The sequence below is a fragment of the uncultured Alloprevotella sp. genome (genome assembly GCF_963536905.1).
Taxonomy (GTDB): Bacteria; Bacteroidota; Bacteroidia; order Bacteroidales; family Bacteroidaceae; genus Alloprevotella.
Genome location: NZ_CAUTBW010000029.1, coordinates 1 through 17,199, shown reverse-complemented (window position 1 = coordinate 17,199; position 17,199 = coordinate 1). Strand labels below are relative to the sequence as shown.

Sequence of the window (17,199 nt, the reverse complement as noted above, 5' to 3'; positions counted from 1 at the left end):
GAAAAGTGAATAAAATACAATTATTTTTGGCAACAATCATTGTAGCGAGTCCCGCAATCGCAGGTAACAATGACGACATACGCGACAAGTTTAATCCTATCCTGACAGCAGTTACTTCTCAGAGCATTGGGGCTGACGCCCGTGCTGGCGGTATGGGTGATATTGGTGCTGCTACTGACCCAGATGTTAATGCACAGCAGTGGAACCCCGCAAAATATCCCTTTACGATTAGTAGAGCAGGAGTTTCTCTTAACTACACGCCGTGGCTACGTAAGATTACGACAGGCATAGCTCTTTTAAATGCGACGGGCTATATTCGCTTAGGAGACTACCAAGCACTGAGTACTTCTGTGCGCTACTTCTCGTTGGGTGACTTTTCTGTATCAAATGACAATGCAATGACAGTAAAGCCTTACGAGTTCGGAATTGATGTAGCCTATAGTAGAATGTTGAGTGATAATCTCTCTGCTGCTGTAGCTCTTCGATATATGTATTCTGACTTGAGCGGTCACTATGATGACAATACCAAAGCAGGATCAGCCTTCGCTGCTGACATAGCAATGTATTGGAATAAATATGTGATGTTAGGAAGCCGCGAGAGCCAACTAGCCTTTGGCGTCAACATTAGTAACATTGGCTCAAAAATAAATTACGGAGGGGATTATTCATACTTCATTCCTACAAATCTACGTATTGGTGGGAGTTTGATGATACCACTAAATGAATATAATCGTATCTCTTTTAGTGCTGATGCAAACAAATTCCTAGTTCCGTCTATGCCGCTTAGAAATGCAGATGAGAGTAACGAAGATTATAACGAGCGCATACGTGAAAAATACTATGATATGAGTTCGATAAAGGGTATTTTCAAAAGTTTTGGCGATGCACCTGAAGGTTTCAAAGGAGAACTCAAAGAAATAAATTGGGGAGTCGGAGTTGAATACACCTATAATGATAAATTCACTCTCCGTGGAGGTTACCACAATGAGAATGCCTCACAAGGCGGACGAAGCTTCTTCTCTGTTGGTGCTGGCTTCCGCATGAATGTGCTATCCATTGATGCTGGCTACGTAGTTGCAACTAGTGCTTCTAATCCTCTCGACCAAACATTTAGAGTAGGTTTGAGTTTTGATATGGATGGTATCAAAGATTTATTTGGACGTAGAAAATAAACATATTATGACAAAGATAAGAGTAGGCTTGGGGTATGACGTCCATAAATTAGTAGAGGGACGCAAGTTATGGCTGGGAGGAATCTCCATAGAAAACGCAAAAGGCTTATTAGGACACAGCGACGCAGATGTACTCATCCATGCAATTTGCGATGCTCTACTTGGGGCTGCTAATCTTCGTGATATAGGCTACCATTTTCCTGATACTGATATAGAATACAAAAATATTGATAGTAAAATCCTTCTCAGGAAAACGACAGAGCTACTACATAAGACAGGCTGGCACATTGGCAATATAGATGCAACAATTTGTGCTGAACACCCCAAACTTAATCCCCATATTGAGAAAATGAAAGAGACATTAGCATCCTTGATGGACATAGATATTTCTGATGTTTCTCTAAAAGCAACAACTACTGAAAAGCTAGGCTTTACAGGACGTGAAGAGGGCATTTCTACTTATGCTGTTGTACTTATTGAGAAGTAAAAAATACTAAGCACAAGAGAAGGGACTTTCGCTTGAAAGTCCCTTCTCTTTATAATATAAGCTAAAAAAATAAATTTTAGAATTCAGCAGATTTAGGAGTTCTTGGGAAAGGAATAACGTCACGAATGTTTTGCATTCCTGTAACGAAAAGAATTAAGCGCTCAAAACCAAGTCCAAATCCTGCGTGAGGACAAGAACCATACTTACGAGTATCAAGATACCAGCCATAATCTTTCTCTTCCATTCCACGTGCTTCGATCTCACCAATAAGTTTTTCATAATTCTCTTCACGAACAGAACCTCCAATGATTTCACCAATGCGTGGGAAAAGAACATCTGTCCCTTGCATAGTCTTACCGTCTTCATTCTTCTTCATATAGAAGGCCTTAATCTCACTAGGATAGTTTGTCATTATCACAGGACGCTGGAAATGAGTTTCAACAAGATAACGCTCATGTTCACTACTTAAATCCATTCCCCACCCAGTAATTGGGAACTCAAATTTCTCTCCTTTCTTTACAGCCTCTTCCAAAATCTGAAGTCCCTCGGCATAAGTAAGGCGCACAAAATTCTCCTTTACAACAGACTGCAAAGTTGCAATAAGATTTTTATCAATCATCTTATTGAGGAATTCTAAATCATCCATACAGTGGTCTAGCGCCCATTGTACACAGTATTTTATGAAATCTTCTTCTAGATCCATCAACTCAGTCTGATCCATAAAAGCTACTTCAGGCTCGATCATCCAGAATTCAGCCAAATGGCGAGGAGTATTACTGTTTTCTGCGCGAAAAGTAGGACCAAAAGTATAGATAGCCCCCAAAGCCGTAGCCCCGAGTTCTCCTTCTAATTGCCCACTAACAGTTAGACTAGATTTCTTACCGAAGAAATCACGATCATAAGGGACATTCTCTTCCTTTCCTGTACGTGATAAGTCCAATGTTGTCACTTGAAACATTTCGCCAGCACCTTCAGCGTCACTAGCCGTAATTATCGGAGTATTGAAATAGTAGAACCCATGCTCATGAAAGTACTGGTGAATAGCCATCGCCATATTGTGACGAATACGGAAGACAGCACCAAAAGTATTTGTACGAAGACGAAGATGAGCATATTTACGCATATATTCAAAACTCTGACCTTTTTTCTGCATAGGATAATCAGCAGGACAAGCACCTAATAGTTCGATCTGTGTTGCTTGAACTTCCACAGCCTGTCCAGAACCTTGACTTTCAACCAATGTTCCTGTTACACTAAGGCAAGCACCTGTTGTTATATCTTTGAGAAGGTCCTCATCAAACTTTTCGTTATCGGCGACGATTTGTACATTCTTTATTGTACTACCATCATTAAGAGCAATAAAACTAACGCTCTTACTGCCACGACGTGTACGAACCCAACCTTTTACAAGTACTTCGGTACCAAAATCTGTACGCTTCAGTACATCAATAATCTTTGTACGTTTCATATTTATTCTTTATTCGAAAGCACCCATACGAAGGAAATTTACTTCTTCCTCTGTGAGGAATCGCCAATCGCCTCTTTTAAGATGCTTCTTAGTAAGACCTGCAAAGAATACGCGGTCTAGTTTATTAACATGATAGCCCAAACTTTCAAAGATTCGACGAACAATGCGATTCCTTCCACTATGAATCTCTATACCGACTTGCTTCTTATCGGTATCGCTCGCATATTGTATTTCATCAGCTTTGATTTCACCATCCTCAAGTGTAATGCCCTCTGCTATCTGGCGCATATCTGCAGCAGAAACATTCTGATCAAGATATACATGATATATCTTTTTCTTCATGAACTGAGGATGTGTTAGCTTAGCAGCCATTTCGCCGTCATTTGTCAAAAGCAATACACCTGTTGTATTACGGTCTAGACGCCCAACAGGATAAATACGCTCAGGACATGCACCGCGAACAAGATCCATCACTGTCTTACGATTCTGCGGATCTTCACTTGTTGTCACATACCCTTTGGGCTTATTGAGGAGAATATATACCTTATGCTCAATCTTAACGGGAGCATCATGGAAGAGTACAGTATCAGTACGCAACACCTTTGTTCCCAGTTCTGTTACAACTTTTCCATTAACAGTGATAACGCCGGCTTCAATATATTTGTCTGCATCACGACGTGAGCATATACCTGCATTTGCAAGATACTTATTCAAACGGATTGGTTCATTCGGGTCTATGTTTGCCTCCTTATATTCAATACGTTTTTTGTGGCTATATTTTGCATGTGGGTCATAACCATTCGACGAACGTTGCTGGCGTGAACGATTGAAGCTACCACGTTGTTGACGATCGTGACCATTTCCTTGGCGGTTATAACCATTTCCTTGGCGACCATAACCATTATTCTGACGGTCATAGCCGCTAGATTGATGTTGATAAATACCTTGGCCGTCATTATCATAACTTTGGTTATATTGGCGTGGCTGGTAGCCACTTTCTCCCTGCTGTGAATAGCGAGGACGATACTCGCCTTGATGACGATTGTATGAACCTTGACGATTATAATTGTTAGAACGCGACTGATAACCATTATCACGATTATATCGCGAACGATAACCTTGTTCGCCCCTTTCTTCTTCGTTATAACGATTGTTTTGTTGATAACCTTCTCTAGTCTGATTAAAGCGAGAACGATACCCTTGACGATTTTGTCCTGCATTTGAGGAGTAACCACCTACTCGTTGATTCCGATTAAAACGAGGACGGGAAGAACGCTGCTGAAAAGCGTTGGAATTGTCACTTGACGGCTGGAAATCATCACGATGGCCTCCGTCTTGATAAAAATTATTTTCTAAATCACTCATTGTTATTAAGTTATATTAGCCTCGCGGCTATTTTGTAATTATAGTTTATAGACCCGTATAATTGTGTGGTGTTATGGCTCGCAGTTCAGTCTTTACAGCTTCACTAACATCTAGCGTTTCAATAAACTTACGTATAGTTTCAGCTGTAACAGTCTCATTGGTTCTAGTTAGAGCCTTTAATGTTTCGTAGGGATTCGGATAAGCTTCTCTGCGCAAAATCGTTTGAATTGCCTCTGCAACAACTGGCCAACAATTATCTAAATCTGCATCAATATTTTCCTCATGCAAAACAAGCTTTCTCAAGCCTTTTAGAGTACTTTGAAGGGCTATAACGCCATGCCCCATAGGGACACCTATATTACGTATAACAGTAGAATCTGTCAAATCTCGTTGCAATCGACTGATGGGCAATTTCCGACTCAAGAATTCTAAAATTGCATTGGATAAACCTATATTACCTTCAGAGTTCTCAAAATCGATGGGATTAACTTTATGCGGCATAGCACTTGAACCCACTTCGCCCTTCTTGATCTTCTGCTTGAAATAGCCCATAGAAATGTACTGCCAGATATCTCTATCCAAGTCCATTACTATTGTTTGCAAACGCTTCATTGCATCAAAAACTTGTCCAAAGTTATCATAGTTAGAAATCTGCGTAGTAAACTGTTCACGCTGGATATTCAAACGCTTCGTAAGAAAGTTATTGGCAAACTCTATCCAATCATACTCAGGAAAGGCCACGTGATGCGCATTGAAGTTTCCTGTTGCACCACCGAACTTACCACTTATTTCTTGTACAGCTCTCTCTAATTGTTTTCGAGCTTGTTCTAATCTATAACTAAACACACGGAATTCCTTACCAAGGCGCGTAGGACTAGCTGGTTGCCCGTGAGTTTTTGCCAACATAGGGACATCTTTCCAATCGTCAACATAAGTATTCAACTGCTGAATAAGTTCATCAACAAGAGGGATATACACATCCTTCAAGCTCTCTTTCAACATCATTGGAAATGATGTATTATTAATGTCTTGGCTTGTCAAACCAAAATGAATAAACTCTTTGTAAGTGTCACAATCACCTATTTCTTCTAGTTTTTCCTTGATAAAGTATTCAATAGCCTTGACATCATGGTTGGTCACTGCTTCTATATCTTTCACACGTTGCCCATCTACTTCAGAAAACTTCTCATAGATACTACGAAAACGTGGGAATAACCTACTATCAACATGCTGCAACTGCGGTAATGGTAGTTCACAAAGCGCAATAAAGTATTCAATTTCAACGCAAACTCGGTACTTCATTAATGCTTGTTCCGAAAAATACGGAGCCAAACTAACTGTTTTCTGATGATATCTGCCGTCAATTGGCGATACGGCTGTTAGTGCATCCAATTTCATGTGATTTGTATAAAAGTATGTACAGCGCGCAAATTTAGCGATTTAATTTTGAATAAAATCTCATACTTCCAATATACTTTCCAAAAAAGGAGCTACAAAAAAGCAGCTCCTTATTGAAAAAGTTACAAATAATTTTACATTATCATTCTAAAACGCCCATACTTAGATAACGTTCTCCTGTATCTGGGAGTAAAGCAACAATCATTTTTCCAGCATTCTCCTCTTGCTTCGCCAAAGCTAGTGCAGCACGAAAGCTGGCACCGCTACTTATACCCACAAGTAGACCTTCTTTTCGAGCCAACATACGAGCCCCCTCGATAGCCTCATCTGTTGATACTTTTAATATGCCATCAGTCGCAGATCGACGGAAATTCTTTGGAATAAAGCCTGCTCCGATTCCTTGTATCTTATGAGGACCTACTTGCTCTCCACTCAACACAGCACTTGTTGAAGGTTCAACAGCAAAAGTTTTCACTGTAGGCTTCAATTTTTTTAATCCTTCTGACACCCCGGTAAGCGTTCCTCCTGTACCCACTCCTGCAACAAATATATCTATTCTCCCATCAGTATCTTGCCAAATTTCTTGAGCAGTTGTAGCTGTATGAATAGCGGGATTTGCCGGATTATCAAACTGTCCCATAATTATACTTCCTGGATATTGAGCTTTCAACTCTTGAGCTTTAGCAATTGCTCCCTTCATCCCCTCTGACGCTGGAGTAAGTACCAGTTCTGCGCCATAGGACTTTAACAAGTTCCGACGCTCAACAGACATACTTTCAGGCATCGTTAGAAATAGTTTATAGCCTTTGACTGCTGCCACCCATGCAAGACCAACCCCAGTATTGCCACTCGTAGGTTCAATAATAACACCTTTTTCTTTAAGAAGACCCTTATTCTCAGCATCTTCCACCATAGCAAGCGCAATGCGATCCTTGACACTTCCACCGGGATTAAAGAACTCTACTTTTACTAAAAGGCGAGCTTTAAGCTCTTCTTCCTTTGCGATATTATTTATTTCTACTAAAGGAGTACGGCCAACTAGTTCTGTTACTTTTTGATAAATTCTTGACATGATTACAAAGTTTAAGTTCGTAAATAATAAAAACGCAATAACCCTTTTGAGAATTATCGCGTATACGTTCCGATAAAGAAACCTTCATATAAGACAAATCATTCTCAATAACACCACTGAGAACAGCAACGACAATATGTAGATTCTAATACTATCATCTTGTATCTTTACTCAATTCCTTTTGCTTGTAGCACAAAAGTAATCATTTTTTTCCTATACAGAATGTTGAATAGGCAAGACAAATAAATATTAATTATTTTTAAGTATTTCAACTACAGTTTATTATCGATACTTACGTTTAGTAAGGATAAAAGAGCTAAAAGAAATAACCTTCTGATTTCTAGATACCCTTATTGCATTTGCAAACACAATAAGGATATCAGCCCACACAATAAGGATATTTTCAAACGCTATAAGGATATTTCTGTACATTCTTACTTAAAGCACATCCTTTGCTCTGTATTCTATTACTAACAGCATTGAACAAATAAACTAGTATCGTTATCTTCTTTTAATAACATAAAAACATTGAACACTCAAATATAATAAAATGATTTAATATACATAAAATAAAAACATTTTTTCATCCAAAATAGCAAGAACACTTTTCTATTAAAATTAATCCGCAATACTAAAAAATTGCGGAGAAAAGAATTTAAAGCCATAAAAAGATAAGCTGAAGAAACACAGTATCGTGCCTTTTCACTGCGTGTATCCTTCTAAATAATGACAAAGAACAAAAGTCACAACATAGAAAACTTAGTCCGAATCAGAATCGAAGTTTTAAGAAATCAAAATCATAAATTTCCGTGGGAACTCCATTGCTATAATTATAGAAAAGTCCATAACTACCTCCTGATAATGGCTGGGCGGGAGTCAACTTATAAACGCCGTGCTTTAGTTCCGTTATAACAATAGGAATTCCGATTACTTCTTCTTTTACTTTACCAAAGCCCACAACCTTCATATAGCTGTACCAACGTTGTCCATTCTTGTGCTCTAGATGAATCAAATGGAAATTATCAATACTTTGGGTGCTCCCCAACGTTGAGATATAAAAAGTTCCAGTCTCGCTAGAATTCGTAGAGTTATTGCCTTCGAAAATATAATATATCTTAGGACGAAGTATTCCCTTCTGCTTTACCCCTGCAGTTTTCAATGGTTGCATACGGACGAACTCACCATCAGCATTAAAATAGTATACACCATATGCATAAATTTTAGCCACAGCTTGAGCGTCACGACTTGTTTGCGCGATACTAATAGCAGATATAAAGAATGCCAGAAGACAAACAAAAAGATTTCTTTCTTTCATAATTCCAAAAGTTATTTTTTCCCTTTTTACAAAAGTAACAAATTTGAACGTACTCTAGCAATCTCACGCTCAAGAAAATAATTTGTTTGCTATTTCTTTTCATCTTTTAATTGTATTTTTGCACAAAATAAAGAAATTAATTATAATAAACGATGTATAGAACTAACACATGCGGTGAGTTACGCATCAAGAATGTTGGTCAGAAAGTTACTTTGGCTGGCTGGGTGCAGAGAACTCGCAAAATGGGAGGTATGACGTTCGTTGATCTGCGTGATCGTTATGGCATTACCCAGCTTGTTTTCAACAATGAAACCAACGCTGAATTATGTGACCGCGCTAATAAGTTAGGACGTGAATATGTTATCCAAATAGAAGGCTTTGTAAGCGAACGCTTTTCTAAGAATGATAAGATGCCCACCGGAGATATAGAAATTCTCGTTGATACGCTCAATGTTCTCAATGAATCTCTTACTCCCCCCTTTACTATAGAGGATAATACAGATGGTGGCGACGATCTCCGCATGAAGTATCGCTATCTAGACATCCGACGTGATGCTGTTCGCAGCAATTTGGAACTCCGCCACAAGATGACACTTGAAATTCGTCGCTATCTTGACTCACTAGGCTTCTTGGAGGTTGAAACTCCGGCTCTCATTGGTTCTACCCCTGAAGGAGCACGCGACTTCATCGTTCCGAGCCGTATGAACCCCGGACAATTCTACGCACTACCACAAAGCCCTCAAACCCTTAAGCAACTACTCATGGTAGGTGGCGTAGACCGTTATTTTCAGATTGTAAAGTGCTTCCGCGACGAAGATCTTCGTGCTGATCGCCAACCAGAGTTTACACAAATTGACTGTGAAATGAGTTTCGTTGAACAGGACGATATCATCAACACCTTTGAGGGAATGGCTAAATACTTGTTCAAAACCGTACGCGGTGTAGAACTGGGAGAAGAACCATTCCTCCGCTTACCATGGATTGAAGCTATGAAGCGCTTCGGTTCTGACAAACCCGACATGCGCTTCGGTATGGAATTTGTCGAGTTAATGGACATCTTGAAAGGCTCTGGCGAATTTAGCGTTTTCAATGAAGCTGAATATATTGGAGGTATTTGTGTCCCAGATTGCTCTGATTATACTAGAAAACAATTGGATGAACTTACAAACTTTGTAAAGAGTCCACAAATTGGAGCTAAGGGACTTGTTTACGCAAAAATCAATGAAGACGGAACAATCAAGTCTAGTGTTGACAAGTTCTATAGTGCAGATGTATTGAAAAAGCTCCAAGATGCAATGGGAGCAAATCCTAAAGATTTAATCCTTATCCTTTCTGGCTCGAATGCGATGAAAACACGCAAGCAGCTCTGTGAGCTTCGCTTGTTGATGGGTGAACGCTTAGGACTTCGCGATCATAACAAGTTTGCTCTCTTATGGGTTGTTGATTTCCCTATGTTTGAATGGAGCGAAGAGGAGCAACGACTTATGGCTATGCATCACCCCTTCACAAGCCCGAAACCTTCTGATATCTCTTTACTAGATACTGCACCAGAAAAAGTTTGTGCTGACGCTTATGATATGGTATGCAATGGAATAGAAGTTGGTGGAGGTAGCATTCGTATCCACGACGCTAAACTCCAAGCTAAGATATTCGACGTTCTTGGTTTCACCCCTGAAAAAGCACAAGAACAATTTGGATTCTTAATCAATGCGTTCAAATATGGTGCACCTCCTCATGGTGGTCTCGCCTATGGTTTGGATCGCTGGGTAAGTATTTTTGCAGGACTAGATAGTATTCGCGACTGCATCGCCTTCCCCAAAAACAATAGCGGCAGAGATGTCATGCTCGATGCTCCAACAGCTGTCGATCCAAAACAATTAGATGAGCTATTCATTAAGCTGGATTTAAAACAAAAATAATTCTTAAGGTACAGGTCACTTGACTTGTGCTTTTTTATGAAGAAATCAGAAAAAAGGAATATTACAAGAAAAAAATCTGTAATATTCCTTTATTTATTGAATCTTTCTGTATTTTTGAGGCAAAATAATCGAATACAATGAACGAGAAATACAAACACTTCCCAGCCTGCCATGTGGTATTCCCTCCTAAGTGTGAGGAAAGACGGGCTGCGTTCTATCTTGCAGCAGAAGAATACGTAGCAGAAACTTTTAATGAAGGCAACTATATATTTACCTGGCAGCTCTCCCCTACCTGCGTCTTTGGTAGAAATCAAATTCCACATTCAGAATTAGATATAAATTTCTGTAATCAAAATGGAATCGATTTATGTCGGCGAAAAAGTGGAGGAGGAACAATCTTTGCCGATCGCAACAATATAATGATTAGCTTAATCACTCCTGCATGCGATGTAGAATCTCTTTTTGCAGAATATGCAGAGATGGTTTCTTCAGGATTAAGAAAGTTAGGCGCTCCAACAATGGTATCTGGCCGTAATGATATTATTCTTGAAGATGGCAGGAAAGTTTGCGGTAATGCCTTCTACCATCAAGCTAATAGAAATATTGTGCATGGAACTATGCTCTATGGGACAGATGTCGAGAAAATGATTGGTGCACTAACGCCAGATAAGGCTAAATTAGAGTCAAAGGGCGTTGTCAGCGTTAAAAGTCGCATTGGTGAACTTAAGGAGTATCTACCGTTCGATGTAACGACTCTACGGTCTCGATTAATAACAATGCTTACTGATAAGAGTTTGGAGCTTTCAGAAGAAGACATAAAATCCATTGAAGAATTAGAACAGACTTACTATGCCACAACCTATCTATGGGGACACAAAGCCAAGTCTGATATTTGTAGAACAGAACGTATTGAACAATGTGGGACTATTCATGTTGATATCACTCTGCGTGGTTCACTTATAGAATCTATAACACTTTCTGGTGATTTCTTTGAAATTGGAAAAAACGTACAAGAGACTTTCTATAACCTTTTCCACGAAGCCCCATACAATCGAGCAGAGTTGAAGCACATCCTAAATCAACATCATCCCGAAAAGCTCATTCGTAACTTGAGCGAGAATGCGCTTCTCAATCTATTGTGTCCGTGAAATAACATCTAAAATCTAAATAAGCAATTATGGACAAAACAACCTGTTTACATGACAAACACGTAGCATTAGGAGCTAATATGGTTCCATTCGGAGGTTTTGATATGCCTCTATTCTACGATAGTATCGTTGCTGAGCATGAAGCCGTACGGCAGAAAGTTGGAGTTTTCGATGTAAGCCACATGGGCGAAGTTAAAGTTACTGGGCCTGAAGCGGAAAAGTTTGTTCAGTACATTTTCACCAATGATATTAAAGACGCAGAGACTGGTAAAATTTTCTATGGTATGATGTTGCACGAAAATGGAGGAACAGTTGACGACCTATTGGTCTATAAAATGGGGCAACAAGACTTTCTCCTCGTCATAAATGCTGCAAACATAGACAAAGACTACGCACACATCGTTAAGTACGCCCAAAATTTTGATGTTAAGACAGAAAATCTCAGTGATATTTACGGACAAGTTGCTATTCAAGGCCCAGAAAGTGAAGCAACAGTAGAAAACATATTAGGAATAAAGTGTAACGACCTTACATTTTATACCTTTAAGACCATACTCTTTGAGAACGAAAAAATAATCATCTCACGTACTGGTTACACAGGTGAAGACGGATTTGAAATTTATGCTTCACATTTCATTATAAAACATATTTGGGACAAACTTATTGAGGCAGGCATCCAACCTTGTGGATTAGGGTGTCGAGATACTTTACGTTTTGAAGTAGGCCTACCACTCTATGGCGATGAGCTTTCAGATGAAATTAGCCCTATCATGAGTGGTCTCAGTATGTTCGTAAAATTTGAAAAGGATGATTTTCTTGGAAAAGAAGTTTGTCTAGATCAAAAAGAGAACAAGACATATAAGCAGCGCGTTATTGGTATTGAGCTTCAAGAAAAAGGAATTCCCCGCAATGGCTATCCTGTACAAGCTGAAGGAAAAGAGATTGGATATGTAACAACAGGCTACAAATCTATTTCTACAGGCAAATTTATTTGTATGGCTCTCATCGACAAGAACTATGCAAAACTCGATACTCCTGTTGAAGTTCTCATCCACAATAAACCTCGTAAAGGAATTGTAGTAAAAAAACGCTTCTATCAGAAGAGCTACAAAAAGTAAGAGACAAGAAACCTAATCAAACATAAAAACATTATGGCAAAAATCATTGAAGGACTCTATTATAGTGAGTCACACGAATTTGTAAAAGTAGAAGGTGAATATGCATATATTGGTATCACCGATTTTGCACAAGGACAATTGGGAAATGTAACTTATATTGAATTCCCAGAAGTCGATGATGAAATAAGAGCAGGTGATAGCTTTGGTTCTGTAGAGAGCGTTAAAGCTGCAAGCGACTTAACATCACCTGTTAGTGGCGTTGTTGTTGAAATAAATGATGTGCTCGAAGATGAACCAGAATTAGTCAACAAAGATGCCTATTCAAATTGGCTTATTAAGATTAAGCTTTCTGATCCTTCTGAACTTGAAAGTTTGATGGATGCTCAAGCTTATACCAATATCTGCAAATAAAAAGAACATTTAGGATTTGGCAATTAGATTCATTCTTTTGAATCTAAAGCCAAATCCTTTAATTTTTCCTATACCATGTACAAATACTTTCCACACACAGAAGATGAGATTCAGGAAATGCTGAAGACAATTGGTGTGAACTCACTTGAGGAACTCTATGCAGAAATTCCAGAAGAACTGAAAGTCAAACACGAACTGAATATTACTCCAGCAAAATCAGAAATGGAAGTTCGCAAAGAACTCCAAGATCTAGCCGAAGCAAATATCACTCCTGTATGCTTTGCCGGTGCTGGAGCTTATGATCATTACCAACCAAGCATTATACCCTACATTGCATCTCGTTCTGAGTTCTCAACGTCTTATACCCCATATCAAGCCGAAATATCTCAAGGTACACTTGCCTACATCTTTGAGTACCAAACAATGATGGCTCGCCTAACAGGAATGGATGTAAGTAATGCTTCTATGTATGATGGTGCAACAGCTACTGCTGAAGCCATGATAATGTGTATCCATGCTGCACGCAAAAAGAATACTGTACTTATTTCTGATACTTTCGCTCCCAACACACTTAGAGTAGTTGAAACTTACGCCAACTTCCACGATGTAAACCTTGAGCATATCCCTGCCATTCATGGTGTAACTAATAAAGAGTTTCTAGCAAAACGTCTTCAAAAGGAAGATGTGGCTGGCGTAATCGTTGCTCAACCCAACTATTATGGTATCATTGAAGATTTCGATGGATATGCTGAACTATGTCATTCCCACAAAGCACTTTTTGTTATTAACTCCATGGCTTCTGCACTTGGTGTTCTGAAAACGCCAGGAGAATGGGGCGCAGATATCGCTTGTGGCGATGCACAAAGTCTTGGATTCCCACTTAATTTTGGAGGACCTTACATCGGTTATCTTTGCACTAAGAAAGAACACGTCCGTAAGATGCCAGGACGCCTTGTTGGTGCAACAACAGACGCCGATGGTAAGCGTTGCTTTGTGCTTACATTACAGGCACGAGAACAGCATATCCGTCGAGAGAAAGCCACATCAAATATCTGTACTGCTCAAGGCGTTATGTGTTTGTATGTTGCAATCTACTTAAGTCTTATGGGAGAGAATGGACTTAGAGAAGTAAACGAACAAAGCTATGCAGGCGCACACTATCTACACGATCAACTCCTAAAAACAGGTAAGTTTGAAGAAGTTTATGACAAACCTTTCTTAAACGAATTCTGTTTGCACTACAAAGCTAATGTAGATGAATTCATTCGTGAAAGTATAGAAAAGCACCACATCTTGCCAGGAGTCAAAGTAGAGAACTCTGAAAATGACATTCTTATAGCCGTCACTGAAAAGCGCAGCAAAGAAGAAATCGATCAATACATTCAGCTCATTAAGTAAAATAGAGAAACGCTATGAATAATGTATATTATGGGACTTTAATTTTTGAGATTTCCAAACCTGGACGCATTGGATATTCTTTACCCAAAAGTAAAGTTGAAGGTTACAAAATAGCAGATTTACCTTCGTCTCTTCTAAGAACAAATAAAGTAGAGCTCCCTGAGGCCGATGAACTGACAGTTGTTCGTCATTACACAAATACCAGCAACAACAACTTTGGTGTCGACACAGGCTTCTATCCCCTCGGTAGTTGTACAATGAAGTATAACCCAAAAATCAACGAAGAAGTTGCTGCTCTACCAGGCTTTGCTCAGCTACATCCTCTCCAACCCATAGAAACAGTACAAGGAGTTTTGAAACTCTATAATGAAGAACAAAAAATTCTTTCTGAAATCACCGGTATGAGCCGTTTTACCCTGAATCCCTTTGCCGGAGCTCACGGAGAATTAACTGGACTTATGACAATCCGTACTTATCACACAAGACGCGGGGATACCAAACGTACTAAAATTATTGTTCCTGATTCTGCTCATGGTACAAATCCAGCCAGCGCAGCAGTATGTGGAATGCAAATCGTTGAAGTCAAGAGCACACCAGAGGGCACTGTCGATGTAGAAGATTTAAAACCTCTCTTAGGAGACGACATTGCGGGCATGATGATGACAAACCCCAACACATTGGGCATCTTTGAAACATCAATACCAGAAATTGCACGTTTAGTGCATGAATGTGGCGGCCTTATGTACTATGACGGAGCAAACCTCAATCCAATGCTGGGCATTTGTCGGCCTGGAGATATGGGATTTGATGTTGTTCATCTCAATTTGCATAAAACATTCTCAACGCCTCATGGTGGTGGTGGTCCTGGTGCAGGCCCTGTTGGAGTTCGCAAGAACTTAGAAGACTATTTGCCCAATCCGCAAGTCTATCAGAAGGAGGATGGAAGCTATTCGGTACGTATCAATACAGATGCATTAGGCAGTATCAGTTCTTTCTTTGGTAACTTTGGAATTCTTGTTCGCAGCTATGCTTATCTTCTCAGTTTAGGAAAAGAAAATTTAGCAATGGCAGGAAAATTGGCTGTGCTAAACGCAAACTATATCAAAGAATGCCTAAAAAGCCATTACGAACTTCCTATAAAAGGGTTATGCAAACACGAATTTGTCTTTAATGGAATGAAAGAAGAATATAGTGGAACGCATGACGATCCTACTCATGTCACAACACTAGATGTAGCCAAACGGTTGCTCGACTATGGATTCCATGCACCAACTATATATTTCCCTTTACTCTTCCATGAGGCTATCATGATAGAACCCACGGAAACAGAGAGCAAGGACACGTTAGACAGTTTCATTCAAGCTATGAAGCAAATTGCAGAAGAGGCTAAAGCAGACAAGCAACTCCTTAAGACAGCTCCTCACCACACTCCCATCAAACGGCTTGATGATGTTAAGGCTGTGAAAGCTGCCATTTTCAGTTTTGAAGATCTCGGAAAAGAGTAACATCATGGAAAAAAAAGATTTAATCATCATTGGTACTGGGCCTGGAGGATATGATGTTGCTGTAAAGGCTGCTAAAGCAGGTTTGCAAATAGTAATTTTCGAAAAGCAACACTATGGTGGCACGTGTCTCAATGTAGGATGTATCCCCACAAAAACACTCTGCAAAAATGCTGAACTTTTAGAAGAAATAAAAGCAGCAGAGCAATTTGGCATAGACATAAAAGAGAGTTCTCTAGATATGTCCCGTGTTATCGCTCGGAAAAACGGAATTGTAGAAAAACTTTCTGGAGCTATTGAGGCACTCATGAAAACGCCCGGCATTACTCTCGTTAAGGGAGAAGCCAGATTTATTGATGCCCACACTGTTGGTGCTGGAGATCATGTATTCACTGCACCCAATATTATCATTGCCACTGGCTCAACCACTAAGTTTCTTCCCATAGAAGGAGCCCACAGTAAAGGAGTTGTTACTTCCGCAGAGATGCTCAACCTTGAATATGTCCCCAAACGCTTATGCGTCATCGGTGGCGGTGTTATAGGCTTGGAATTTGCCTCTATTTTCAACACGTTTGGAAGCGATGTTACTGTCATTGAATTCTGCAAAGAAATTCTCCCTCCTTTCGATCGTGACATTGCAAAACGGCTACGAACGATTCTAAAGAAAAAAGGAATTGATTTCAAGATTGGTTCAGCAGTCATAGGTATTCAAGAAGCTGACGATGCATATTTGGTCGAATTTGAAGAGAAGGGTGAAAAGAAATATGTTACTTCTGATCTAGTTTTGATGGCTGTAGGCCGTGAGGCCAATCTCTCCTCCCTAAACCTTGATAAGGTTGGTATTCATTACACAAAGAAAGGCATCGAAGTTGACGAATATATGCAAACCAATGTGCCTGGAATTTATGCCGTTGGCGACATCAATGGCCGAATGCAACTGGCTCATGCTGCCACTTTCCAAAGTTATGTAGCATTAGACCATATCTTAGGGGTAGAAAGTCGCATCCATCTTCATATTTGCCCAGCTGTTGTATTCACGAGTCCTGAAGTGGCCATGATTGGAAAAACCGAGGAAGAACTCAAGTCGGCAGAAATCAATTATGAAGTGCATAAAAGTATGTATCGTGCAAATGGAAAAGCATTAACAATGGGCTGCGACGAAGGACTGGTTAAAGTACTTACAGATACAGACGGATACATTCTTGGAGCTCACATTCTTGGAGCTCACGCCGCTGACCTTATCCATGAGTTTGCGCTTGTGATGAACGAATCATTAACGATTGACGCTCTAAGAAATACTATTCATGCTCACCCATCACTCAGTGAGATTATCATGAAGATTTGATGATTTTTAGGAATCTATAAATGAAATATTGCTGTCCGGTAAAAGTTTTACAGGACAAAAAAAATAAGGCTGAAACCCTCT

The 17,199-nt window shown here is 39.6% G+C and carries 14 protein-coding genes; 9 read left to right on the top strand and 5 right to left on the bottom strand.

The genetic code is table 11. From position 1 onward, the window contains the following. Positions 1–26: 26 nt before the first annotated feature. Positions 27–1,172, top strand: coding sequence for a type IX secretion system outer membrane channel protein PorV (gene porV / locus ABLA33_RS06470; protein ID WP_347719674.1), 1,146 nt, complete (start codon positions 27–29; stop codon positions 1,170–1,172). 7 nt (positions 1,173–1,179) lie between these two features. Beyond that, entirely contained in the window at positions 1,180–1,659 is a 480-nt protein-coding gene (gene ispF / locus ABLA33_RS06465) for a 2-C-methyl-D-erythritol 2,4-cyclodiphosphate synthase (RefSeq protein WP_347719673.1), read from the top strand. Positions 1,660–1,735: 76 nt separating this feature from the next. Here ispF and asnS read toward each other — a convergent pair whose 3' ends face one another. The 5 genes from asnS to ABLA33_RS06440 all read right to left on the bottom strand — a co-directional run bounded on the left by asnS (position 1,736) and on the right by ABLA33_RS06440 (position 8,277). Further along, on the bottom strand, positions 1,736–3,127 hold the full coding sequence (gene asnS, locus ABLA33_RS06460; RefSeq protein ID WP_347719672.1) for an asparagine--tRNA ligase: 1,392 nt from the start codon (positions 3,125–3,127) through the stop codon (positions 1,736–1,738). A gap of 9 nt (positions 3,128–3,136) precedes the next feature. Then, entirely contained in the window at positions 3,137–4,492 is a 1,356-nt protein-coding gene (locus tag ABLA33_RS06455) for a pseudouridine synthase (protein WP_347719671.1), read from the bottom strand. 45 nt (positions 4,493–4,537) lie between these two features. After that, positions 4,538–5,890 (bottom strand): adenylosuccinate lyase, encoded by a 1,353-nt coding sequence (gene purB / locus ABLA33_RS06450; RefSeq protein ID WP_315091044.1) that lies wholly within the window; start codon positions 5,888–5,890, stop codon positions 4,538–4,540. A gap of 142 nt (positions 5,891–6,032) precedes the next feature. Continuing rightward, positions 6,033–6,962 carry a cysteine synthase A gene (gene cysK, locus ABLA33_RS06445; protein WP_311489878.1) on the bottom strand — a complete coding sequence of 310 codons (930 nt, stop codon included), beginning with the start codon at positions 6,960–6,962 and terminating at the stop codon, positions 6,033–6,035. Positions 6,963–7,731: 769 nt separating this feature from the next. Beyond that, positions 7,732–8,277, bottom strand: a complete 546-nt coding sequence (locus ABLA33_RS06440; RefSeq protein ID WP_347719670.1) for a hypothetical protein — start codon at positions 8,275–8,277, stop codon at positions 7,732–7,734. Positions 8,278–8,429: 152 nt separating this feature from the next. On the opposite strand from ABLA33_RS06440, the gene aspS reads away from it, so the two are divergent. From aspS to lpdA, 7 genes are all read left to right on the top strand, one after another. Continuing rightward, positions 8,430–10,196, top strand: coding sequence for an aspartate--tRNA ligase (aspS, locus tag ABLA33_RS06435; protein ID WP_347719669.1), 1,767 nt, complete (start codon positions 8,430–8,432; stop codon positions 10,194–10,196). 137 nt (positions 10,197–10,333) lie between these two features. Continuing rightward, complete coding sequence (locus ABLA33_RS06430) at positions 10,334–11,344, top strand: lipoate--protein ligase (RefSeq protein ID WP_311489875.1); 1,011 nt, start codon at positions 10,334–10,336, stop codon at positions 11,342–11,344. 29 nt (positions 11,345–11,373) lie between these two features. Then, positions 11,374–12,462, top strand: a complete 1,089-nt coding sequence (gene gcvT, locus ABLA33_RS06425; protein WP_347719668.1) for a glycine cleavage system aminomethyltransferase GcvT — start codon at positions 11,374–11,376, stop codon at positions 12,460–12,462. Between the two features lie 33 nt (positions 12,463–12,495). After that, positions 12,496–12,873: a glycine cleavage system protein GcvH gene (gcvH, locus tag ABLA33_RS06420; protein ID WP_347719667.1), complete on the top strand. Its 378-nt coding sequence runs from the start codon at positions 12,496–12,498 to the stop codon at positions 12,871–12,873. A gap of 75 nt (positions 12,874–12,948) precedes the next feature. Next, complete coding sequence (gcvPA, locus tag ABLA33_RS06415; protein ID WP_347719666.1) at positions 12,949–14,271, top strand: aminomethyl-transferring glycine dehydrogenase subunit GcvPA; 1,323 nt, start codon at positions 12,949–12,951, stop codon at positions 14,269–14,271. 14 nt (positions 14,272–14,285) lie between these two features. After that, positions 14,286–15,776, top strand: coding sequence for an aminomethyl-transferring glycine dehydrogenase subunit GcvPB (gene gcvPB / locus ABLA33_RS06410; RefSeq protein ID WP_347719665.1), 1,491 nt, complete (start codon positions 14,286–14,288; stop codon positions 15,774–15,776). 4 nt (positions 15,777–15,780) lie between these two features. Continuing rightward, the gene (gene lpdA, locus ABLA33_RS06405; RefSeq protein WP_347719664.1) at positions 15,781–17,118 is read left to right on the top strand and encodes a dihydrolipoyl dehydrogenase; all 1,338 of its coding nucleotides are present in this window, start codon (positions 15,781–15,783) and stop codon (positions 17,116–17,118) included. The last annotated feature ends 81 nt before the right edge of the window (positions 17,119–17,199 follow it).

Excerpts from the sequence above, each read along its gene's own strand:
- ABLA33_RS06430 (WP_311489875.1), top strand. The coding sequence starts at position 10,334 with ATGAACGAGAAATACAAACACTTCCCAGCCTGCCATGTGGTATTCCCT.
- cysK (WP_311489878.1), bottom strand. The coding sequence starts at position 6,962 with ATGTCAAGAATTTATCAAAAAGTAACAGAACTAGTTGGCCGTACTCCT.
- gcvPA (WP_347719666.1), top strand. The coding sequence starts at position 12,949 with ATGTACAAATACTTTCCACACACAGAAGATGAGATTCAGGAAATGCTG.
- ABLA33_RS06440 (WP_347719670.1), bottom strand. The coding sequence starts at position 8,277 with ATGAAAGAAAGAAATCTTTTTGTTTGTCTTCTGGCATTCTTTATATCT.
- purB (WP_315091044.1), bottom strand. The coding sequence starts at position 5,890 with ATGAAATTGGATGCACTAACAGCCGTATCGCCAATTGACGGCAGATAT.
- gcvPB (WP_347719665.1), top strand. The coding sequence starts at position 14,286 with ATGAATAATGTATATTATGGGACTTTAATTTTTGAGATTTCCAAACCT.
- ABLA33_RS06455 (WP_347719671.1), bottom strand. The coding sequence starts at position 4,492 with ATGAGTGATTTAGAAAATAATTTTTATCAAGACGGAGGCCATCGTGAT.
- gcvH (WP_347719667.1), top strand. The coding sequence starts at position 12,496 with ATGGCAAAAATCATTGAAGGACTCTATTATAGTGAGTCACACGAATTT.
- asnS (WP_347719672.1), bottom strand. The coding sequence starts at position 3,127 with ATGAAACGTACAAAGATTATTGATGTACTGAAGCGTACAGATTTTGGT.
- ispF (WP_347719673.1), top strand. The coding sequence starts at position 1,180 with ATGACAAAGATAAGAGTAGGCTTGGGGTATGACGTCCATAAATTAGTA.
- lpdA (WP_347719664.1), top strand. The coding sequence starts at position 15,781 with ATGGAAAAAAAAGATTTAATCATCATTGGTACTGGGCCTGGAGGATAT.
- aspS (WP_347719669.1), top strand. The coding sequence starts at position 8,430 with ATGTATAGAACTAACACATGCGGTGAGTTACGCATCAAGAATGTTGGT.
- gcvT (WP_347719668.1), top strand. The coding sequence starts at position 11,374 with ATGGACAAAACAACCTGTTTACATGACAAACACGTAGCATTAGGAGCT.